The sequence below is a fragment of the Methanobrevibacter oralis genome (assembly GCF_001639275.1).
GTDB classification, from domain to species: Archaea; Methanobacteriota; Methanobacteria; order Methanobacteriales; family Methanobacteriaceae; genus Methanocatella; species Methanocatella oralis.
The window spans coordinates 85,884-108,787 of record NZ_LWMU01000070.1 but is presented as its reverse complement, the minus strand read 5'-3'; the positions used below and the strand labels follow the sequence as shown (position 1 = coordinate 108,787).

At 28.2% G+C, this 22,904-nt stretch carries 24 protein-coding genes and 2 pseudogenes; 14 read left to right on the top strand and 12 right to left on the bottom strand.

Annotated features, from left to right (window positions below; genetic code table 11):
• Positions 1-170 precede the first annotated feature (170 nt).
• Positions 171-440 carry a hypothetical protein gene (locus MBORA_RS06165; protein WP_042694234.1) on the bottom strand — a complete coding sequence of 90 codons (270 nt, stop codon included), beginning with the start codon at positions 438-440 and terminating at the stop codon, positions 171-173.
• Between the two features lie 234 nt (positions 441-674).
• Between MBORA_RS06165 and MBORA_RS06160 the strand changes: the two genes are divergently transcribed.
• From MBORA_RS06160 to MBORA_RS11150, 4 genes and pseudogenes are all read left to right on the top strand, one after another.
• Positions 675-1,223: a DNA-3-methyladenine glycosylase I gene (locus MBORA_RS06160; protein ID WP_042694233.1), complete on the top strand. Its 549-nt coding sequence runs from the start codon at positions 675-677 to the stop codon at positions 1,221-1,223.
• A gap of 113 nt (positions 1,224-1,336) precedes the next feature.
• A complete protein-coding gene (locus tag MBORA_RS11155; RefSeq protein WP_231475996.1) occupies positions 1,337-1,570 on the top strand; it encodes a hypothetical protein in 234 nt (77 codons plus the stop codon).
• A 129-nt stretch (positions 1,571-1,699) separates the two neighbouring features.
• Positions 1,700-2,197 (top strand): hypothetical protein, encoded by a 498-nt coding sequence (locus tag MBORA_RS06150; RefSeq protein WP_042694232.1) that lies wholly within the window; start codon positions 1,700-1,702, stop codon positions 2,195-2,197.
• Between the two features lie 372 nt (positions 2,198-2,569).
• Positions 2,570-3,026 (top strand): annotated as a pseudogene (locus tag MBORA_RS11150) (IS5/IS1182 family transposase); the annotation flags it as partial.
• Between the two features lie 211 nt (positions 3,027-3,237).
• Here MBORA_RS11150 and MBORA_RS06145 read toward each other — a convergent pair.
• From MBORA_RS06145 to MBORA_RS06140, 4 genes and pseudogenes are all read right to left on the bottom strand, one after another.
• A complete protein-coding gene (locus MBORA_RS06145) occupies positions 3,238-4,257 on the bottom strand; it encodes a Fic family protein (protein ID WP_042694231.1) in 1,020 nt (339 codons plus the stop codon).
• A gap of 248 nt (positions 4,258-4,505) precedes the next feature.
• Positions 4,506-4,940, bottom strand: a pseudogene (locus MBORA_RS11145) (IS5/IS1182 family transposase); the annotation flags it as partial.
• Between the two features lie 286 nt (positions 4,941-5,226).
• On the bottom strand, positions 5,227-5,340 hold the full coding sequence (locus MBORA_RS11385) for a symporter small accessory protein (RefSeq protein WP_331280284.1): 114 nt from the start codon (positions 5,338-5,340) through the stop codon (positions 5,227-5,229).
• Entirely contained in the window at positions 5,340-6,950 is a 1,611-nt protein-coding gene (locus tag MBORA_RS06140) for a sodium:solute symporter family protein (protein ID WP_042694227.1), read from the bottom strand. The genes MBORA_RS11385 and MBORA_RS06140 overlap by 1 nt, the downstream gene beginning before the upstream one ends.
• A 189-nt stretch (positions 6,951-7,139) precedes the next feature.
• Between MBORA_RS06140 and MBORA_RS06135 the strand changes: the two genes are divergently transcribed.
• Together MBORA_RS06135 and MBORA_RS06130 are read left to right on the top strand one after the other, a co-directional pair.
• The gene (locus MBORA_RS06135; protein ID WP_042694226.1) at positions 7,140-8,438 is read left to right on the top strand and encodes a phenylacetate--CoA ligase family protein; all 1,299 of its coding nucleotides are present in this window, start codon (positions 7,140-7,142) and stop codon (positions 8,436-8,438) included.
• Between the two features lie 11 nt (positions 8,439-8,449).
• Positions 8,450-8,881, top strand: a complete 432-nt coding sequence (locus MBORA_RS06130) for an amino acid-binding protein (RefSeq protein ID WP_042694225.1) — start codon at positions 8,450-8,452, stop codon at positions 8,879-8,881.
• A 64-nt stretch (positions 8,882-8,945) separates the two neighbouring features.
• On the opposite strand, the gene MBORA_RS06125 is transcribed toward MBORA_RS06130, so the two are convergent.
• Genes MBORA_RS06125 through iorA form a run of 3 tightly spaced genes read right to left on the bottom strand, consistent with a single transcriptional unit; the run spans position 8,946 to position 11,763 of the window.
• A complete protein-coding gene (locus MBORA_RS06125; RefSeq protein WP_042694224.1) occupies positions 8,946-9,224 on the bottom strand; it encodes a hypothetical protein in 279 nt (92 codons plus the stop codon).
• Positions 9,225-9,278: 54 nt separating this feature from the next.
• On the bottom strand, positions 9,279-9,863 hold the full coding sequence (locus tag MBORA_RS06120; protein WP_042694222.1) for an indolepyruvate oxidoreductase subunit beta: 585 nt from the start codon (positions 9,861-9,863) through the stop codon (positions 9,279-9,281).
• Between the two features lie 4 nt (positions 9,864-9,867).
• Positions 9,868-11,763, bottom strand: coding sequence for an indolepyruvate ferredoxin oxidoreductase subunit alpha (iorA, locus tag MBORA_RS06115; protein ID WP_042694219.1), 1,896 nt, complete (start codon positions 11,761-11,763; stop codon positions 9,868-9,870).
• A gap of 117 nt (positions 11,764-11,880) precedes the next feature.
• On the opposite strand from iorA, the gene tfrB reads away from it, so the two are divergent.
• From tfrB to glyS, 5 genes are read left to right on the top strand one after another with little or no spacing between them, the layout of a single operon-like run.
• The gene (gene tfrB, locus MBORA_RS06110; protein ID WP_042694217.1) at positions 11,881-13,359 is read left to right on the top strand and encodes a fumarate reductase (CoM/CoB) subunit TfrB; all 1,479 of its coding nucleotides are present in this window, start codon (positions 11,881-11,883) and stop codon (positions 13,357-13,359) included.
• A gap of 3 nt (positions 13,360-13,362) precedes the next feature.
• Positions 13,363-14,265 (top strand): TrmJ/YjtD family RNA methyltransferase, encoded by a 903-nt coding sequence (locus tag MBORA_RS06105; RefSeq protein WP_063720385.1) that lies wholly within the window; start codon positions 13,363-13,365, stop codon positions 14,263-14,265.
• A gap of 27 nt (positions 14,266-14,292) precedes the next feature.
• A complete protein-coding gene (locus MBORA_RS06100) occupies positions 14,293-14,487 on the top strand; it encodes a hypothetical protein (RefSeq protein WP_042694216.1) in 195 nt (64 codons plus the stop codon).
• A 28-nt stretch (positions 14,488-14,515) separates the two neighbouring features.
• Complete coding sequence (gene dcd / locus MBORA_RS06095) at positions 14,516-15,100, top strand: dCTP deaminase (protein WP_063720384.1); 585 nt, start codon at positions 14,516-14,518, stop codon at positions 15,098-15,100.
• Between the two features lie 15 nt (positions 15,101-15,115).
• Positions 15,116-16,810: a glycine--tRNA ligase gene (glyS, locus tag MBORA_RS06090; protein ID WP_063720387.1), complete on the top strand. Its 1,695-nt coding sequence runs from the start codon at positions 15,116-15,118 to the stop codon at positions 16,808-16,810.
• Between the two features lie 13 nt (positions 16,811-16,823).
• Here glyS and MBORA_RS06085 read toward each other — a convergent pair whose 3' ends face one another.
• Positions 16,824-17,600: a helix-turn-helix transcriptional regulator gene (locus MBORA_RS06085; RefSeq protein ID WP_106787289.1), complete on the bottom strand. Its 777-nt coding sequence runs from the start codon at positions 17,598-17,600 to the stop codon at positions 16,824-16,826.
• A gap of 727 nt (positions 17,601-18,327) precedes the next feature.
• Between MBORA_RS06085 and MBORA_RS06080 the strand changes: the two genes are divergently transcribed.
• Positions 18,328-19,083, top strand: a complete 756-nt coding sequence (locus MBORA_RS06080; protein ID WP_042694212.1) for a TatD family hydrolase — start codon at positions 18,328-18,330, stop codon at positions 19,081-19,083.
• Positions 19,084-19,097: 14 nt separating this feature from the next.
• Here the strand turns inward: MBORA_RS06080 and MBORA_RS06075 are convergent, their stop codons facing one another.
• Together MBORA_RS06075 and MBORA_RS06070 are read right to left on the bottom strand one after the other, a co-directional pair.
• On the bottom strand, positions 19,098-19,607 hold the full coding sequence (locus MBORA_RS06075) for a cell division protein SepF (protein WP_042694210.1): 510 nt from the start codon (positions 19,605-19,607) through the stop codon (positions 19,098-19,100).
• 5 nt (positions 19,608-19,612) lie between these two features.
• Positions 19,613-20,665, bottom strand: a complete 1,053-nt coding sequence (locus MBORA_RS06070; protein WP_063720383.1) for a DUF1611 domain-containing protein — start codon at positions 20,663-20,665, stop codon at positions 19,613-19,615.
• 207 nt (positions 20,666-20,872) lie between these two features.
• On the opposite strand from MBORA_RS06070, the gene MBORA_RS06065 reads away from it, so the two are divergent.
• Together MBORA_RS06065 and MBORA_RS06060 are read left to right on the top strand one after the other, a co-directional pair.
• The gene (locus MBORA_RS06065) at positions 20,873-21,817 is read left to right on the top strand and encodes a 3H domain-containing protein (protein WP_042694208.1); all 945 of its coding nucleotides are present in this window, start codon (positions 20,873-20,875) and stop codon (positions 21,815-21,817) included.
• Positions 21,810-22,391, top strand: coding sequence for a ZPR1 zinc finger domain-containing protein (locus tag MBORA_RS06060; protein WP_042694206.1), 582 nt, complete (start codon positions 21,810-21,812; stop codon positions 22,389-22,391). The genes MBORA_RS06065 and MBORA_RS06060 overlap by 8 nt, the downstream gene beginning before the upstream one ends.
• A gap of 9 nt (positions 22,392-22,400) precedes the next feature.
• Here the strand turns inward: MBORA_RS06060 and MBORA_RS06055 are convergent, their stop codons facing one another.
• Complete coding sequence (locus MBORA_RS06055) at positions 22,401-22,838, bottom strand: hypothetical protein (protein ID WP_042694205.1); 438 nt, start codon at positions 22,836-22,838, stop codon at positions 22,401-22,403.
• Between the last annotated feature and the right edge of the window lie 66 nt (positions 22,839-22,904).

The window sequence follows — 22,904 nt, the reverse complement described above, 5'->3', positions numbered from 1 at the left end:
CTTTATATTCTGGTTTTAAATCTGTTATAATGCATTTTTTATTTTGATTGCGGAGTGATTGATTTAAAAAAATAACTATACAAATACTCCACATGTTCAATTACAGGAATAGAAATATTGGCATTTCAATTAACAATACTAAATAAATCAGTATAAATAACATGACCACATTAATTACATTTATATTTCTGTACAATACAATTTTGTTCCCCATTTATTAAAAAAATCAATTTTCTAGAATAAATTCCATTTTTAACAACATCATAAGATTTACACTCATAACAAACAACATTTAATGATTTAAAATACTTTTCACCTTTTCTTGTAGAAACAAACAACGAATCATCAATAGATTGACATCCAATACGAGTTTTATCCTCATTAGTGCGAAATCGAAAACCCGGAATCAAATCGGAAAATTTAAATTGTTTATCAGACATAATAATTATTTGAAGCTTTTATATTTGAATTAGACAAATTAATATATTAGCTTCACCCAATATATTAAATTTACTACTTTTAAATTAAAAACAAAGAAAAATAAAAAGAAAAAAAATCTCAGCACGAAAATTTAAGAAAAATTCAAATCACTTAAGTTTTTGAAAGTGCCCCAACTCTTAAAACTAGAATTTTTTAGAAAAAAATATAATATAAAATTAAATAAATAATCAATCATGACTAAAAAACGTTGCAAATGGGTTGAAGATAAAGAAGAGATATACATTAAATACCATGATTTTGAATGGGGTGTTCCAGTTTATGATGATAAAAAACTATATGAAATGTTTCTTTTAGAATGTTTTCAAGCTGGTCTTTCATGGATAACAATTTTAAAGAAACGTGAAAACTTTAAAAAAGCTTTTGATAACTTCGATGTTCAAAAAATAGCTAATTATGATGACGAAAAGCTAGAAGAATTAGCTAATAATCCCGGAATAATAAGAAACCGTGGAAAGCTAAAAGCTGCAATTAACAATGCCAATATTTATTTGGATATTCAAAAGGAATTCGGATCATTTTGCAAATACATTTGGTCATTCAGTAATGGAAAAATCTTGAAAGATACCCCAGAAAACTACAAAACGCAATCTGCTATTTCATATAAGATATCTAATGATTTGAAAAAAAGAGGAATGAAATATATTGGATCCATAACTATTTATTCCTATTTAGAAGCCGTGGGGATTATAAATAATCATACCCATGAATGTTTTAAATTTTAAGTGATAATATGTCAAATATAGAAAAAATAGATAAAATAATAAGTGAAGCATAAGTATTCTACCTTGCAACTGTTAAAGAAGATAAACCAAAATGTAGGCCATTAGGTTTCCATATGTTAAGTGACGGTGAAATTTATTTTGGTGTTGAAAATTTTAAAGATGTTTACAAACAAATGGAAGTTAATCCAAACATTGAAATTGTCGCTTGGAATGGAGAGAAATTTTTAAGGTATTATGGAAAAGCTAATCTTGATTATAATCCTGAAATAGTTGATAAAGCATTTGAACTAATGCCTGAAATAGCCGAAGCTTATAAAGCTAATGGATGGGAAATGGAAACTTTCTAAATTGAAAACGCTACCGCCGAAATCAGAAATATGATGGAAATCGAAGAAACCTATATCTTTGAATAATACTAACATTTTATATACAGGATTAGATTAATATAATTTTAATCAATAAAATGAGGAGATAGGATGAATAAAAAAATTTTATTTATACTTATGATTTTAGGGATTTGTTTATTATTAACTAGTCCTGTTTTTGCAAAAGAAAAAGTAAAAATAAAAATAGACACCGCAGAACATGTTTTCTCATACAAAGGATACATCACCATAGAACTTACAAATTCAAAAGGAAAAGAAATAAACAGTAAAGGAACCATTCATTACAATATTACTGACGAATTTGGAAATTATAACTGGGCATATGAACCTTATGATGGAAAGATTGTTTTAAGACTACCTGCTGGAAAATACAAAGTCAATGTTAAATTTGATGGAGATTCTCATTATAGAAAAGCTAAGTTAACAAAGGAAGTTACAGTTAAAAGTGATGGGAGTTTAGATGCTTATACCTACTATGATAATCATAATTATGGATTAAATCAGAAAATTGATGATTATATAGAAGATAATTATTGGGATGATGAAATATATGATGATCCATTTACTTATGATGGTGAAGGGCCTTAATAATCTCTAGTTATGCTATCAACACTAAGTACTGACTGCAGCTTTATTAACACCCACATAATACTCAGATTGCTAACTTCCAATTCATGAGAATAATTTAGTTATTAATTGTTTGTGTTTTTCAGCTTGTGTACGGTTACATATTGATGTAATGGTAGCGGGCGGTTTCTTGATTCTATCTTGAATTGAATATTATCCTTGCATAATATAATAAAAGATTTATAGGCCTGAATTTTTTTATAAAAATTCTTTCTAATTTTTCTTAATTTTTACTTTTGTAATGTTGAATTATTTGTTATTTTTAAAAATAGGCCAAAAAACCCTCAAAATCTTCTAAAAAACTAAATAGAATTATATTATAATTATAATATGAAAAAAGACTTTTATTTTGATGCTACACCAATTGATTTGAATTTTAATTTCAATAGGAATAAAAAGACAAAAGAACACCCCAATTCTTTAAATTTAAAATGAAGTTATTCATCATTTAAAGGATTTTACATTGGATTTAAAGCTATAGCTATCATTGATAATATGAATTCAGTTTCTATTTTAATTCAATCTGGAACCCAAAGAATTCAAAGCTTTGATGAAATTATGAAAAATCTATAAAAAAGGCACATTATACAAAAATGAGATATTTTAATATTTGACAAAGGTTATTGCAGCTATAAAAATTATCAATTAGGAATTAGCAAGTATGAAATCATCTCTTTTATTTTTCCAACAGTATAATTTCAAAATAACAAAACTTAATGAACAATAATTTTACCCATTACAAGTATTTAAGAAAAATAAGAAAATAATAACCCAACAGCAATACAACAACTTTTCAGAAAACTAAAAATTTCAGACCCTCTATAAGTATTTTCTTTTGCAGCTATCATATCTAGTTGATGATTAAGATATTTTTTGGTTGATGATTAATTTTTGAAAACTATTAAAATTAATTATTTTAGGATTTAAACTGTTTTTATTAAAAATAAAAAATATATTTTGGTTGATGATTAATGTTGTTGATTCATGTTTTATGAAAAAGTTTATTTTAATATATATTCTGTATTTCTACCTTTTCCAGTACTTTCAATTATTTTTTTATCCTTTAATTTTTTAATAATTTTATAACTGGCCTGAGGAGAAATATTTAGCAACTTTTGAATATCCTTATTTTGAATATGGTTTTTTTCTTCAAGAAGAGTTAATACAGAAATTTCATTTGGAGTTAATTTAATGGCATTATCATATTTTGATGTAATTTGAGCTAGACTTAATACTTCTGATTTAACTTTATCAATTGAATATAATACACCATAACAGAAATATTCCAACCAATTAGTTAAATCGTGATTTTTATCTGCACTTTTTAGAGCATCAACATAAGCCTGTCTATCCTGATTGTAATATTCATCTAAAGTGAAGTAGTTATAAATATTAAATTTGTGTATTGATAAAATTAATGTTGCCATAAGTCTACTGGTACGTCCATTTCCATCAATAAATGGATGGATACGTACTAATTCATAATGAAGAATTCCTGCGATAATAATGGGGTATATTTCATCTGTCGAATTGTTTAACCAATCCAATAATTCATCTACTAAATAAGGTACTTTATAAGCATCCGGGGGCATGTAATTTATTTCTTTGGTATGTAGGTTACCAACAAATACCTTAGTATCTCTAAATTTGCCTTCATATTCAGAATCTCTTAATAAACCTTTAGTCAAATCTTTATGCACTGATAAAATCGTGTTTTTGGTAACAATTTTATCTGAATATCTATTTAAATTATTCAATACATTGAAATAATTTAGTACTTCTTGTTCTGCTTTTGTAGTTGGCTCTTGATTGTTATTGATTAATGTTTTTACTTCTTCTAATTTTAAAGGATTTCCTTCAATTGATGTTGAATAATGTGAAGACTTAATAAGGGCTTCTTGTTTTAATTGAGTATCATATAATGGAATTAATTTTGCATTAATAATAATTTCTTTAGCTGAAGCAATTTTTGCAATATAATCTACAATTTTATTTGTATATGTAAATTGAGGTTCAAACATGGTATCAACTTATTTTTATTAATTAATATTAATATATGTGGTTGATGATTAAGATGTTTTTTGGTTGATGATTAATTTTTGAAAATTCTTCAAATTGATTATTTTATGATTTAAACAATTTTAATTAAAAATAAAAAAAGCATGTGGGTTGATGATTATGATATGGTTTAGTTAATAAAATCTGAGGTTTTTTGAAATCATTAACTTTTTTAATTTAATCCATAATTGCATTTTGATAGGAAATTGTTGTATGGCTGTTCTTGAGTTGTATTGATTCCTAATTGGTAGTTTTTATAGCTATAATAATCTTTATCAAAAATTATGGCCTCACCTTTTGTATAATTCGTCTTTTTTGGAGAGTTTCCCTGATTCAAAAAGTTTTGCATCATTTGGAGCTCCTGAACGGATTAAAATACAAACAGAATTCATATTATTGAAATCTATGGCAACAATTGCTTTAAATCCAATGTAATATCCTTTAAATGACGAATAACTTTATTTTAAATTTAAAGAATTGGGGTGTTCTTTTGTCTTTTTATTCCTATTGAAATTAAAATCCAAGTCAATTGGTGTAACATCAAAATAAAAGCCTTTTTACTCTATTTTGAAAATTTAATATCATATTTAGTGCATTTTAGAAGATTTTGTGGGTTTTGTTGTGAAAGATTTTTGTAAATTTGATCTTTAAATTTAACGATATTGTTGAACCATTTTTAAAAATAGCAAATAATTACCATGTATTTTTACAAACACAAATAACTCAACATTACAAAAGTAAAAAAAAAAAATAGAAAGAATTTTTATAAAAAAATTCAGACCCCTTAAAAAGATCATATTTAAGAGCATGAAATTTAAAGTAAAAAGCATTAATCGTGACTCGCACAAACCTAAAATGAATGCATTAAAACAGCAAACATTGAATAATTGGGAAAAAATAAAAATAAATATTTTTCCCGATTAGAAAAAGATTTAATCCCCATTATTCCAATTTAGAATACCATAAACCACGCATAAAAGAGCGGATAATATGATTAGAACATAAACACCCCATATCCATGGGTCTTCAATACCAAAAACCATCATTATACTCCACTTCCTTTATTATCAATATCCTCAAATGCTTTATCAAGAACCTCTTGTTCTAATGGTTTAGTAAGCAAACTTACAACAATGGTGAAAAATGCAGATACAGGAACTGCAATTATCATTACATCAATAAATGGCCATGGGACTGTAGAAAGTAATGTTTCAACACCAAAAATAAGTTTACATATTCCAAGGCCAGTAGCTGTTTTTGCAAATACAAAAATTAACCAAAATAAACTTACAAATGTTCCAGATATTATTCCTGCAATAGCTCCCATTTTTGTAATTCCTCTCCAATAAAGAGCTCCTAAAAATACTGGTAAAAATGCAGCTGCACAAATTTCAAAGAATAAACTTGTTCCAAGAGCAACAATACTTCCTGGAAGAGTATAAGCCATGACAATAGCTAATATTATAGCTATTAATACTCCTACTCGAGTAATAGGTACTTGATCTAATTTTTGTTTGGATTTGTCTCTTAAAGTACCATAAATATCTATTCCAAATGCACTTCCCTGGGTGTGAAGTTGAGATGAAATTGTAGACATAGCTGCTGCTATTAATGACAATAAAAATAAATAAATAAACCATTCAGGCAAAGCCATTGTAATAAATGTTGGAATAATTTTATCAATATTTCCTCCAACAACATCTACTGCTATCTTACCTAATTTATCAAAGAAATAAACATTAGAAAGTGATCCTACAATATAAGCTGTAGTTGGCATTATTGCAATAAAAATACCCCCAATCAATACAGATCTGTTTAATTCTTTATCTGATTCTACTGTCATGAATCTTACAATTAATGGTGGTTGAGCAAGTACACCAATACCTACACCAACAAAAACTGATGATACTAAATTCCACCAGAAGGGTGTCCCAAATTTTGGGAAAGTCGTCCAACCTGTTCCTCCAGTCTCAATAGATGAAGCCGGATATAAATTAACCATATTTGTAAGAGCAGAATTTGCAGTATCAACTCCTCCAAGTAACCAATAGATATATCCAAGTAAAAATAACATTGCAACAACCATTATAGTACCCTGCAAGGCATCAGTATACATTACACCTTTTATCCCTCCAAAGAATACATAAAATGTAATAATAATTGCTAAAATGAATAATGCAATAGTAAAATCAAGCATTAAAGAAGATTCTAAAAATCTCGCTGCCCCAATAAGAACTACGGCTACATAAAGTGGCATTGCACCAAATATAATCAATCCAGATGCATATTGAATAAATTTACTATTAAAACGTTTCCCTAAAAACTCAGGGAATGTTAGAGAACCTAAACTGTGTCCCATTCTACGAGTTCTTTTACCTAAAAATACAAATGCGATAAATACACCAATAATAATATTTAAGAATGCTAACCATAAGACACTCATCCCATACTCACCAGCAACTCCTCCAAAACCTACAATAGCTGCTGTCGAAATAAAAGTAGCTCCATAACTTAATGCCATAATATATGGATGTGTATCTTTACCTGCTAACATATAATCTTCAGATGAATTTGTTTTTTTCCATGCATAATAACCCACATAAACTAAAGCAAATATGTAAACTATAAATACAATTGCCAAAATCATAATGTCCATAATAAAAAACCTCTAATATTAACCTAATAATATTAACACATTAACTTTTAATTAAAAAATTATTTAAATATTACTATAAATTACATTAATGTTCATATTTGTACAATAATGGCGTCAATTGTAAAGTTTTATATGAATAAACTAACAATAAATCAATACATTGAAGAAAAATTTTAAATTAGGGATACTATGGTGTTTAACGAAAAAGCCGAATGTATGGAAAAAGAAGAAAAAAAAGCATTACAACTTAAAAGACTTCAAAAAACTGTAAAATTAGCTTATGAAAATGTTGAATTTTACAAAAAAAGGCTTGATGATGCAGGAATAAAACCTGAAGATATTAAAACATTAAAAGACATAGAAAAAATTCCATTTACAACAAAGAATGATTTAAGAGAAGCTTATCCATTAGGACTACTTGCAGTTCCTCGTGAAGAAATAGTTGAGATTCACGCATCCTCTGGAACAACAGGAAAACCAAGTGTAACTGCATATACACAAAATGACTTAGATATTTGGGGAGAATGTATTGCTAGAGGACTTGTAATGGCAGGGTGTAAAAAAGATGAAATTATCCAAAACGCCTATGGTTATGGATTATTTACTGGTGGATTTGGTATTCACCACGGAGGAAATAAATTAGGTGCAATTACAGTTCCAATTTCTGCAGGAAATACAAAAAAACAACTTGACACAATGATTGATTTTCAAAGTAACATATTAACATGTACCCCCTCATATGCTATGTATTTAGGTGAATCTAGAGAAAAAGCAGGGATTAGCTTAGATGAAATTAATTTAAAAGCAGGAATACATGGAGCTGAAATGTGGACCGATGAAATGAGAAAAAGAATTGAAAAATCATTAGGTATTAAAGCATATAACATATATGGACTAACCGAAGTAATGGGTCCTGGTGTTGCTCAAGAATGTAGCAAACAAAATGGCATGCACATCCAAGATGACCAATTCTACCCAGAAATCATAAATTCAGAAACTGGTGAAACATTAGATTATGGTGAAGAAGGAGAACTTGTTTTAACTTCATTAACAAAAACTGGAATGCCTATTTTAAGATTTAGAACAAAAGACTTAACTTCATTAATAGCAGATGAATGTGAATGTGGAAGAACAACTATAAGAATGACAAAAATCACTGGTAGAAGCGATGATATGCTTAAAATCAAAGGCGTTATGGTATTCCCATCACAAATTGAAAAAGCATTGCTTAAAATTGACGGAATTAGCCCTAACTACTTAATACATGTAACTAGACCTAAAATTTTAGATGAAGTCGAAGTTAAAGTAGAAGCATCAAAAGAATTATTCTCTGATGAAATGAAAGAAATGGAAAGAGTAGAAAAAGAAATTGCCTCTTCAATTAGATCTGAAACCGGTTTAAGAGTAGAAGTAACATTATGTGAACCAGAATCTCTTCCAAGAAGCGAAGGAAAAGCTATTCGTGTAATAGATGAGCGTAACTTATAAAAGGTGATAAAATGGATGTTCAACAAATCTCAGTTTTTATAGAAAACAAAGAAGGAAGAATTAAAAAAGCTATTGATACACTAGCTAAAGAAGGAGTGAATATTCGTGCTCTTTCAATAGCTGATACAACAAAATACGGAATTTTAAGATTAATTACATCAGATAACAAAAAAGCAGTTAGTGCACTTGAAAATAATGGGTTTATTGTAAAAGAAAATAAAGTTATTATTGTAGCAGTTCCTGATGAACCAAATGGACTAAACTCAACATTAGCTGTTTTTGATGATAAAAATATTAATTTAGAATACTTATATGCATTTGTAAGTAGTAACACTGATGAAGCTATTGTTGTTATGAGATTAGAAAATATGGAAGAAGCTATTGAAGCATTGAAAAATAGTGAAATAAAAATATTAACTGAAGAAGATATTAAAAAGATATAACTTCAGTAATTTTTAATCTAAAAATTAAATAAATAAGGAACAATTTTTCCTTATTTTGATTTTTTTAAAACTCTTTTAATAAATTAACAATATCGTTTCTAGAGTATCCTAAACGAATGAAAAGACTTTTAATAGGTTCCCTATCTGGAATTTTACCTAATTCTTTCCATTTTTTAAAGTCATTAGTTAAAATACTGTTAATTAAAAGCTGAATAGTAATTAAATCATCACTTTTAATAGCTATAAAAGCATCTTCATTTTGGAAAATGTTTTCAGGGTCAATTAATGTTAACCTACCATCTTTTCCTTTTTTAACAATAGCATTATCAATTTTGTAAGTCATAATACCACAACAATCTTAATTAATTAAAAATATAAACCTAATACTATTTAATATTTAACCTTTAATCCACTTGTAGCCACTTTCAATAGCTTTTAAGTTTAATTCATGAAACTTAGGTTTTAAACTATTTTTCATAGCTTCAATTACTGAGTCTTTAGAAAGTGGAAACTTATCATCAGCTGTTACTGCTCCTAAAAGAACCATATTTAAAGATAAAACATTGCCCGCTTTTAAAGCTAGTGCTGTTCCATCAATTGGAAGAACATTATTAAAATTTTCCTTAAGAACACTTGTAATCTTATCAACACTAGGGTATGGAGTTTTTGAAGAAGATGGGACAATTGGATGAGTATTAAACACTATTTTACTATCTTTATTTACTTTATTAAGACCCCTAATTGTTTCAATAGGTTCAAAAGAAAGTAACATGTCCGCGGATTGAGCTGGAATAATAGAACTATCAAACCCTCCAATTTTTAATTCCGTAGAAACAGATCCTCCTCTCTGAGACATTCCATGAATTTCACTCATTATTACATCCAAACCCTGATTCATTGCAGCTTCACCAATAATTGTGGAAGTTTTAATGATTCCTTGACCACCAACACCACAAATATATATATTATAATGATTATTCATATTCTCACATCCTTCCTGATTCAATAGCACCATATCGGCAAACTTGAGTACAGACATTACATCCATCACAAGATGATTGGTCAATAACGATTTTTCCATCGACTTTTGAAATAGCTGAACAAGCTAACTCATTTATACATTTATCACAATGATTACAGTTAGATTCAACTAACTTAACTGGAGGTTTCTTTGTTAAGCCTTTAATTAAAGTACATGGAGCTTTTGAAATAATAACTGCAACATCGTCTCGTTGAAGTGCTTCGGAATATGTTTTAATGACCTGTTCTAAATTAAATGGATTTATTACTCTTACATATGAACATCCGCAAGCTTTAGCTACTTTACGAATCGAAATTTCAGGAGCTTCATCCCCCATTCCATCAACAGGAATTCCAGGATTTGGTTGACCTCCTGTCATTGCAGTAATTCGATTATCTAATACAGTTAATACAAAATTATGTTTATTATGAACTGCATTAATTAATGGAGAAATACCACTATGGAAAAATGTAGAATCCCCAATAAAACTTACAACTTTTTGATCTGTGGAAACTGAAAATCCGCAACCATTACCTACACTTGAACCCATAGATAATAAGTAATCGGCAGCTTCATAAGGTGGATTAATTCCTAATGTGTAACAACCAATATCTGATGCAAATACAACATCTCTTGAAGTTAATCCAATGTTCTCAATAGCCTTATTAATTCCATAGTACATTGCTCTGTGAGAACAACCTGCACAGAATACAGGTGCTCTAGATGGAATTTCACTAGCTAATTTTTCTAAGCTTGAGCTAAATTTAATTTCATTATTTTCTTTGAAATTTAAAAATTTATTAAAGCCATCTCCGACAATATCTGAATTAAATTCCATACATCTTGGAAATGTGCCATCCAATTTACCATGAATAGTAACATCTAATTCATTTTGCCCAATACAAGCTAATGTATCTTTTTCTATTATCGGATCAACTTCCTCAACAATAAAAACTTCATCTAAATCTTTTAAGAATTCTCTAACTAATTTATCTGGAAATGGATAAGAAAATCCTAATTTTAAGATATCTACATCTAAATTATTAAATTTAATAACATCATGAGCATAATTATAAGCACTACTTGATGCAATTACACCATACTTTTTAGATGATGCAACATCGATTTTTTTATTTAAACCGCTTTTATTTGTAATTAAATTCAATTCCTCTATTTTAAAACATAATCGTTCATGCATCTTTCCTGCAAATGCTGGAACTGGAACATATTTTGAAGGATTTTTATTAAAATGACCTCTCTTCCAATGACTATCATTATTTGTAGCATTGTCATTAGCTTCTCCAAATTCAACTACACCCCTCATATGAGATACACGTGTGGTTGTTCTAATAATTACCGGTAAACCAATCTGTTCAGATAAATCAAAAGCGTATTTAACCATATCCTTTACTTCTTGACAATTTGAAGGTTCTAAAATCGGAACATTAGCTAGTCTTGCATAATTACGTGTGTCTTGCTCATTTTGAGATGAAAAAAGTGAAGGATCATCAGCAGATAAAACAACCATTCCTCCCTTAACACCAGTATATGCAGTACTCATAAATGAATCACTAGCTACATTCATACCTACATGTTTCATAAAAGTAAATGAACGAAGTCCAGAAGCAGCAGCTGTTGCAGCTACTTCCATTGCAACTTTTTCATTAGTTGAAAATTCAAAATAAATATTAGCCTTTTTTGCCAAAACAGATAATACATTTCCAATTTCTGATGATGGAGTTCCAGGATAGGTAGCAGCAATAGAAACACCTGCTTCTATAACCCCTCTTACAGCTGCTTCATTACCTAATAAAAACTGTTTTTCACCAGATTTGCCTGTAACTAACTCTTTTAAACTCATTTTATTTTCACCAAAAAATAATTCAAAAATCTAATACAATATATTATATAATAGTTCACAGTATAAATATTATATTATAATGAATTGTTAAGCTTTTATTAAATGAGGGGAGAATAAATGATAAAAGTATATGTTTCCAGATTCAATAAGGAAACCGACTCTGAACCACATTTAGAGTGTTATAAAATCGAAATGACACCTCAAATGAAAGTTCTAGATGCTCTTCAAGCTATTAATGATAAATATGATGAAGACATTAGTTTTAGAAGTTCTTGTAGAGCAGGTCAGTGTGGATCTTGTGGAATCTTATTTAACGGGAATGGAGCACTAGCTTGCCAAAAAGATATAAAAGATGGTGCTATAATTGAGCCTTTAAAATTCCCAATTGTTAAAGATTTAATAGTGGATAAGAGTAGTATTGAAAATAAAGTTAAAGATTTACAATTAACCTTAGATAACCAACACACAAATGGATTAGATAATAGATTAACTAAAGATAATATAAAAGAGACAAAAAAAGTTAGAAGCTGTATTGAATGTTATTCATGTTTATCAACATGTCCAGTGGTTAATATTGCAACTGAAGACTTTGGTGGACCTTATATTATGAGGTACATCTCTAAGTTTGAATCAGACCCAAGAGATGAATTTAAAACCAGAATAAAAGAAAGTTTAAGTGAAGGACTATACAATTGTACTAGTTGTGGTAAATGTAAATCTGTTTGTCCTAAAGATATTAACACATTTGGTGATGCAATAGAAAGAATGAGAGCAATTGCATGTGCAGATGATTTAGGACCTCTCCTAGAACATGTAGCAATTAAAAAAAATGTTTTAGAAACTGGAAGATCTCTACAAGAACCTAATGGTACTGCATTTATTGATGAAGTTGAAAACTATAAAAATTCCAAAATAGCTTTATTTACTGGTTGTATGCTTGATTATCGTCTCCAACATGTTGGACATAAATTACTTAAAGTATGCGAAGCTAATGGAATAAAAATTGATGTGCCTAAGGGTCAAGTTTGCTGTGGTTCTCCACTTTTAAGAACTGGACAGGTAGATGCTGTTCAAAGTCTTGTTGATAAAAATAAGGAAGTATTTAAAGAGTATGATACCGTAATTACTCTTTGCTCTGGTTGTGGAGCTACACTTAAAAATAATCATCCGCAATTTGGCTCAAAGCTAAATGTAATGGATATTAGTGAATTTTTAGTTGATAAACTTAATACATCAAAAATGAAAGATGTAAATATGATTGTAACATGGCACGACCCATGTCATTTAGCTAGAGGGCAAGGTATTAAAGATGAACCACGTGAAATCATAGAAATGATTAAAGGAGTTGAATTTAAAGAAATGAAATATCCTTGTCAATGTTGTGGTGCCGGTGGAGGAATAAAATCTGGAAAACCAGAAATTGCACTTGAATTAGCAAAAGATAAAGCTAAAATGATTAAAGATACGGGAGCTGAAGCCGTAATTACAATTTGTCCATTCTGTGAGAGAAACCTTCAAGATGGTCTTGATGAATCAGGCTATTCTAATATAAAATCCATGCACATTCTTGAATTATTAGATAAAGCATATGAATAGGAGTTGGTTAAAATAGGAGATGTTGCTGTTGAGGAAGAAAAAATTGTAGAAACCCCTAAAATAAGTTCTCCTGAAAATAAAGAAAAAAAAGAAAAACAAGCAAGCTCCACCAAAAAATCAAAGGATAAAAAGCAATCCAGAGGACTTGGAAGAGTAAAGATTACAAAACAATCGAAAAAAAATGAAATATCATCATTTAAAGAAAATATTTATATTGTTTTTGTGGAATGTGAAACCCCTGGAAATATTGGTTTTCTTGCAAGGACTATGGCAAATTTTGGATTAAAAAATTTAATATTGATTAATCCTCCTAAATTAACTAATGAAACATATTATCAAGCTACACATGGAAAATACATTGTAGAAACTGCTAAAATTTATAATTCATTAGATGAATTTTATCAAAGCCAAAGAATAGATTTTAAAGTTGCATCTACAGGTACTGTTGGAGGCAGCTATAACCTATCTAGAATCCCAATTAAACCTGATGAATTAGGTAAGTCCATTAATATTTCAAATAATGTTGCAATATTATTTGGAAGAGAAGGAAATGGCCTTACAAATGAAGAAATAAATGATTGTGATATCTGTGTTTCAATTCCAACAGACCCAGTTTATCCAATAATGAATATTTCCCACGCCGCAGCAATAATATTTTATGAGTTATTTAAAAATAAACATGAATTTGGTGTTGAAGGTCTTGAAAAAAGTACTAAAACCGAAAAAGAATACTTATTAAAAGATATGTATGATTTAATAGATAGTTTAAACATTCCAGAACATAAGAAAAAAACTGGATTTAAATCTTTTAAAAATATTATTAATCGAGCATTTATAACTGGTAGGGAAGCACACACCTTAAAAGGCATTTTAAGAAGATTGAAAATGAAATTAGGTGAAGAATGAGAAGAAATTAGATTCGCAGAAATCAGCATGTTTATTGTTAATAGGATTTTCAATTGGAGATTTTGGATAGCTGAATTAACTAAAAAATCAAAAACTGCTAAAAAAATTATTAATAAAATGCTATTTGAAAGAGAAATTATCGTTATTCCAATAGATTACACTTCAAAAGCTATTGACAATGTTGTAAACAGAATTGGAAATTTAATTAAAGTTAAAGAATGAATATTTATCAAATTATTTGTGTGATAAAATGGCTATTTTAAGTGATAAAACAATTAAAGAATATTTAAAAGAAGAAAAAATAATAATTGACCCTCTTTTAGACGAAAAACAAATACAACCATCTTCTGTAGATATGAGACTAGGAGATGAATTTAAAGTATTTAAGGTTATTAGAAAACCATATATTGATCCTAAAGATGAAGAAGATATTGCATCATACATGGAATCAAGTATTGTAGAAGGTGGAGATGCATTTATTATACATCCGAATGAATTTGCACTAGCTACCACATTAGAATATGTTAAAGTTCCTGATGATTTAGTAGCTAGAGTAGAAGGTCGTTCCAGTATGGGAAGACTTGGTGTTACAATGCACGTTACTGCAGGATACATTGATCCTGGATTTGAAGGAAGAATCACATTAGAAATATCTAATATTGGTGCAATGCCCGTAGCACTTTATCCTGGTCAAAGAGTATGTCAAATCGTCTTTGAAACCATGACCACACCTGCAGAAGTTCCATATGGACATCCTGACAGAAATAGTAAATATATGGGTCAAGTTAAACCTGAAAGTAGTAGGGTGAAACTTGATTATGAATTAAAAAAATAAATGGAAGTTATTTTTATGAATCATGATAAAATGACAAATATTAGTGCTAAAAGAGGATTTTTATGGCCATCTTTTGAAATTTATTCAGGAGTATCTGGTTTTACCGATTATGGACCTCTTGGAGCTAGTTTAAAAAATAATATAATGCAAAAATGGAGAAAACAATATGTTTCTGGTGAAGGATTTTATGAAATTGAAGGTCCAACAATAATGCCAAAAGAAGTTTTAAAAGCATCAGGACATGTTGATAACTTTACCGATCCAATGTGTAAATGTGAAAGCTGTAATGAAGTTTTTAGAGCAGATCATGTTATTGAAGAAGAAATTGGTGAAGATGTTGAAAGCCTTGAAAATGAAGAGCTTGATAAAATAGTTTTAAACAATAATATAACCTGCCCAGAATGTGGTGGGAAACTATCTAATATTTGGAATTATAACCTCATGTTCAAAACAATGATTGGAGCTAAAGGGGATAAAATAGGTTACATGAGACCTGAAACAGCTCAAGGAATATTCATTTTATTCAAACGTTTAGAAAGATTTTTCAGAGGAAAACTACCATTCGGTGTAGTTCAACTTGGAAAAGCATATAGAAATGAAATTTCACCTAGACAAGGAGTAATAAGGCTTAGAGAATTTACTCAAGCAGAAGCAGAAATATTCTTAAATCCAAAAGATAAAACAAGCCCCAAATTTGCACAAATTGAAAATGAAATATTTTCCCTGTCTTCACAAGAAGTACAAGAAAATAATCTAAAACCTTTAGAAATTACTGCAAAAGAAGCATTAGATAAAGGAATTGTAGCTAATGAAATCCTAATGTATCAATTGTATTTAGCTCGTAAATTTTTAAATGAAATTGGAATACCAAATGATGTTTTAAGATTCAGACAACATTTAAAAGGAGAAATGGCTCATTATGCTCTTGACTGTTGGGATGTTGAAGTAAACACAGATAAATATGGTTGGGTTGAAATCATTGGAATAGCAGATAGAGGAGATTATGACTTAACTTCACATTCTAAATTCAGTAATGATGATTTAAATGTCTTTGTAGAATATAATGAACCTAAAAAAGTCAAAAAAAGTGTTGCTAAACCTAATTTAGCTAAATTCGGACCAATATTTAAAGGAGATTCTCCTAAAGTAAAACAAGCAATTGAAGAAGCAAATGTGGATGAAATTAAAAAAGCTATTGAAGATAATGGAAAATTTGTGATTAATTTAGATAAAACTTATGAAATAACCGAAGATTTACTTATCTTTGAAGACATTGAAGAAGAAATAGCCGGAGAAAAAATTACTCCACACATAATCGAACCATCTTTTGGAATTGATCGTATCGTATATTCTGTTTTATTACATTCATTTAAAGAAACAGAAAAAAAAGATTATTTTAAATTTAATAAATCAATAGCTCCAGTACAGTTAGGAATTTTCCCACTTTTAAATAAAGAAGGACCACGTGAAATAGCACTTGATTTAACTGAAGAGTTAAGAAATGCTGGTTTTAGAGTGGAATATGATGCTAGTGGTACTATTGGTAGGAGATATGCAAGGGCAGATGAAATTGGTATTCCTCTTGCAATAACAATTGATTTTGAAACTCTTGAAGATAATAAAGTAACTGTTAGAAACAGAGACAACGAAGAACAAGATAGAATCTCTATTAGTGATTTAAAAGAGCATTTAGAAAATTATTATAAATAATGAGTGTGAAAACTCATTTATTTAAACTATTTTTAAAATTATTAAATAAATTATCTGCCCATTTAATAGATTTTTCATTTTTAGATGTTAATAATCTATTCTGGTCAAAATAACCATCTTCCTTAAATAATCCAAGTACCATTACATCATTGGTTGAAATTAATAAAAACATGTTATTTTCACTAAAATAATTTATATTAGATATCTCTAAATTTTTATTAAAAAGCTCATAAACATTACTAGGAACTAATAACTCAATATTAGACTTATTTTCGATTAATTCATTTAATTTATTATTAAAATTTTTGTAAAAAAATGGTAAAACGCATTTAACCTCATTTGCTTGTGTAAGACACTCTTCAATAAAATCATATGTTTTATATGCATTAATTTCATTGGATTCTAAAATTTTAGCATTTTCAAGTAAAAATATTTCGGTTATTGACTTACTCGGAATTATATCAACAATGTGATTATCTAAAATAGTAAAAAATTTGTTTAATAATTTAATAACCATATTAAACTCCAAAATATTTTTCATTTGCAATTTAGCACAATTAGATAAATAATAGTTATTAATTTCACGATAAACATGACCTTCCGTTTCTAAACCATGAATATTACTAGATATTGAACTATAACTTAAACCTGTTGTATTATTGATTTCTTTCATATTTAATGGACATTCATATAATGTTTCAAGTATTTTTAATCTCACTAAAGAGTTTGATATGTATTTTATTTCGTCTGATACTGATTCATATTCTTTTAAGTAGCTATTGTTTTTCACATAAATCACCAAAGAAAATAGTATTACGTATAATATTAATTTTTATTACAAAAAATATAAAATCTATTGAAGTGAACAATCTCATCAAATAACACTTCCATAAAATTTAAAAATAAACAAATTTTAACCTTGTAGAAACCCTCCTTTAAAATATTTGTATTGCCCTGTAAATGTTATATAATACATTTTTGAGTTTTGTTTCTTTATTTTGGAGTTTTGTGCTTCCACTATAGTTTTTTCCGTTGAATTTTCCTTTTATTTCCTATTTCTTTGTTTATGCATTTTTTTATTGTTTTTGTCTAGTTTTTCCATCAATTTTAAGTCCAAAATCCAAAAGGTTTAAATGTCTATAAATTCAAATAATAATACAGAAAATAGTTTATTTTCTTGTTCATATTAATAAATTATTCTCCATTCTACTATTTATAAATTATTATCAAGTTTTTTAATTAATAACAAGTATTATTTCAAATATATAAAAACTAAAGCAATAAAATCACTTAAAACTAGAATCAAAACATTTCTTGTAAAATTTTTTTGTGATGAACAACTTCAAGTGTAAAATAAAAAGAACAATAAACATGTTAAAATCAAAAAATAAAGAATAAAACAAAAATATTTAACAAAAAAAGAAAATAATATCGATATTCACTTAAATTTTAATAGGGTTTCTATAAGGTTAAAATTTTTTAAAATATAAACAACAAATAGTAGAGTAAGGGATAAAATGATAGACACACATATACATGCTGACTTAAGAAGTGGTGAAGATTTTAAGGAGATGTATTTATCTGGAATAGACGTTGCAATTACATGTGGTTTTTATCCATACAAAGTAGATAACGAAATCGTGCTTTTAAATCATTTGAATAGAATTTTAAAACTAGAAACTGAAAGGGCATTTGAACATGGACTTAAACTAAAAGTAGCATTAGGAATACACCCCACAAACACTAAAATAAATCCAAAAATGATTTATGAGAGTTTATATAACTGGATTAAATCAAGAGAAATTATAGCTATTGGAGAAATAGGATTAGAAAATTTAACCGTTGATGAAATTAATATCTTTAAAAAACAACTTGACATTGCTGATGAAACTAAAACAAAAGTAATTATCCACACACCACGTAAAAATAAAGCAAAAGTTTTAAAAGTTATTTTAGACATATTACCTCAACATATTGATGAAAAATTAGCTGTAATCGACCATATTAATCCAAGCGTTGTTAATAGTGTTATAAATAAAGATTGTATGTTAGGTTTAACTGTTCAACCTCAAAAAATGACCAAGGAAGAAGCAATAACGATTTTAAATGAATATGGTTTTGATAAATTCCTACTAAATAGTGACATTAGTACTAAAGCATCAGACCCTCTTTCTGTTCCAAAAACAATTAGAGAACTTCAAAAACAAAATTACAACAAAAAAGATATAGAAAAAGTGTCTTTTTTAAATGCTGAAAAATTCTTTAAAATATAAAAAAATAAAGGACATTATCCTTTATTTGAAATAGCTACTCTTTTAGGAACAACTATTATTAAATTTTTCTCAGAAGAACGAGAAAGCAATAAAGCTTGAGCTCCATAATGCGCTCTCATTTGTTTAATCTTATCACCAGTTAATTTAAAATTAGCTGGGCTTTCTTTTTCTAAAAATGATAAATCAATTATTACTGGATTATTTTCCTCAATTACCTGATCAACAATATAATTAACATCATCAATAGTTTTAGGCCTAATTAAAACAATTTCATAAAAAGATTGTTCAGGGGAAATTACATCATCATAATAAGCATGAGTCGAACTAGGAGTTGGCCTTGGAGTATATTGTTGCTGAGGTCTTGACTGTTGTTGATTATTTGATGAATTATTCTCAGTAGGTCTTTTAAGAGCATCTATAATACTCCCAATACTGAATGAATTCTCATTGTTCTTTCTATTTTTAGATTCTTCTTCTGTTTCTTCAAATCCTAAACTTCTTTTTAATGCACTAGTGAAACTCATTTAAATTACTCCTTTAAATAATCAAAAATCGCATCTAATAATTTTGAAGCACCATTATTGAAAACATCTTCAACAGGCAAACCAAATTTAGATTCAAAATATTTAACATCCATATCCAAGTTAGCATCTTTAAGATTTATTGATAAACCAACAACTTTTGTCGGTTCAACAGCTTCAATAGCTTTAATTTCTTCTTCAATACCTCTTGGTTTTCTATATGGATGATTTGGTCTATGTCCCACAATAACTGCATCAGGAGCAGCTCCAATTAAAATAGCTGCAGATAATCCTCTTGGATGAGGATTTCCTTTTTCAGTTAAGCTTGATTGACCTTCAATGAAAATAATATCTGGTTTTTTAATTTCTTCAACATATTTGATTGCAGATAAAACAGCTGCAGGAACATCCATTGCAGATAAACTTCCTGCTCTAAAATTAAAGTCAGTAGGTTCTTCTAAACCCATTTCATCAGTAGAAATAATAGCTGGTGTTAATCCTCTTTCGCTAGCCGCTATACCTAAGGATTTAGTAGTGGTTCTTTTTCCACATTCTTGTGAAGTTCCACCAACGAAAACTACAGGAGCTTTTGGGTTATAAGAAATCTTTGGAAGGATTTCACAGGATTTTTTAGGAGCGACACCTGCAATTTTCTCAATAACATCTAACCTAGGACCTATTTCTTTAATAACTAAACCTTTTGAATCAGCAAATTTTTTCAAAGAGATATTTTCACTAATAGATAATGATCTAAATGAAGTAATAACATTTAATCCCTCATCAATAGCTTGAGCTGCATATTTCAAAGCAGTACCTTCAGCACCAATTGGCAACATTATAACAAGAGATTTTGCATGAGGATTTTCCTTCAAACAGTCTTCTAAATTACCACAAACAACACGACCACAGAAGGGTTTTGTTTGTTTTTTTACATCATCATCTATAAAACCAATAGCTTCAACACCTTCAAGATTGGAAAATTTTTCACCTCCACCACCACAACCAACTACAATAAATGGATTTAAATCTTGAATCTCTTTTACAGATTTTACTGAATACAACACCATCACTCCTATGCTTCTAACTTATAATTTATAACTTTAATGAAAATTTATTATCATGATATTTTTTTAAATCATTCTAAAAATATAGTATATTACTACTTATAATTTTTCATATTAATAAAGGTATAATGTTTTGATGAAAAATAATTAATAAATAGTAATTCATATAATACTTTAATCAATAGAAAATAGGAGAATATTCCCATGAGAAAACCTTATGTTATATTAATTGGAAGTGCATCGGGTATTGGTAAATCAACAATTGCTGCAGAATTAGCTAAAAAATTAAATATTAAACATTTAATTGAAAGTGATTTTTTAAGAGCAGTTGTTCGTGGAATTATTGGAAGAGAATATGCTCCCGCATTACATAGTTCATCATATGACGCGTATAAAAACCTTAGAACTAAAAATAAATACGATAACTATACCGAATTAGTATCAGCAGGATTTGATGAACATGCGTCTTATGTTATACCTGCTGTTGAAAAAGTTATTCAAAGAGCTATTACGGATTTTGATGACATAATAATAGAAGGAGTGCATTTAGTTCCAGGATTAATTGATATAGACCAATTTGGTTCTGATGCAAGCATATATTTCTTTGTCTTAAGTTCTGATGAAGAATCACACAAAGAAAGATTTGTAAAAAGAGCAGTCCAAATACATCGTGGAGGCAAACAACTAGAATTCTTTAGTGAAAATAGAATCATTCACGATCACCTTCTAAGTCAAGCTGATGCAAATAATATAAAAATTATTGATACAGATTCTATTGAAAAAAGTATTGCACAAATACTAGCCCATATTAATAAAAGTACAACTACAATTAAATTAATTAATACAGTAGATCAATTAGAAGATGTTGTAAATATCATAATAAATAAAAATAATGGAAATCTAGAACAAGTATCTTATCCAATTGCAGGATTTAAAGATCCATTAATTAGAAAAGTAACAGCAACAAATGCTGAAGCTGTTAATAGATTTATTAAAACAATTAATAATAAAAAAGATAATAAAGCAGATTTGAACAAATTATATAACTTATCTAAATACAGAGAAATGACTGTTAGTGGACCAAGTCAAGAAGTTCTTGATAAAATTAAAAAAGAGCTTATAGAAAAAGGATATGTGTACAATGAATGATGATACTATAAATGAAATGATTATTAACTGTCCAGTTTGCCATGTTGAAGGTAAAGCAAAATCAATAATGAAAGAAATAGAAATACCTCATTTTGGTAATGTGCTAGAAACAACTATTAAATGCCCTGAATGTGGATTTAAACACAGCGATGTCATTAGTTTAGAACAAAACGATCCTGCTAAATATATTCTTGAAATTAATAAAGATAATTTATCTATAAGAGTTGTTAGATCACAATCAGCAACTGTTTCAATACCTGAAATTGGAGTGAAAGTAGAACCTGGTCCAAAATCAGAAGGTTATGTGACCAATGTTGAAGGAATACTTACTCGTTTTGAAGATGCTGTTAAAAAAGCATTAAATCTATTTGAAGATGCAAATTCACAAGAAAACGGTAAAAACACTCTTTATGAAATACAAGAGTTAATAAAAGGAAATAAAGTAGCTACTTTAATTATTCAAGACCCATTTGGTCAAAGTAACATTGTAAGTGATTCGGTCGAAATATTAGATATTCCTGATGATGAATTGAAACATTTAAAAACAGGTTTTAGTCATATTGAAGATAATTAAGAAGAAGAATTATTCTTCATCTTCTTCATCGTTTACAGAAAAGCTTGCGAATGTACTGTCTTCTTCATCTACATCTTTTAATTTTAAAGTTTTTTCAACATCCATAGATAAAGCATCACAATCAGCTTTAATAGCATTTAAATGTAATAAAATCCTTTCTTTTTCTTGATTGATTCTTTCAATGTTAGTATAGGGATAAGTTGATTCTTTTAACATTTCATAATCAATTGTAGTATAAGGATATTCATTTAATTGTTTACACACATTTTTTAAGACATCACCTAAGAATTTGTTCATTTCTACTTTAACTCTTTCTTTAATCATCTTGTCACTATCAAGATTTTCTTTCATTAAACGAACAACTTCTGCTTTAGCAAATGGTAATTTTTCATCTTCATTTTCTTCTATAAATTCTTCAGTATTCTCAATCATTTCCTCTTCAGACATGATTACACCTCATTTTAATTAAATTAGTAATATTGATCCTTGAAGCGAAATTTGATAAAAATCGAC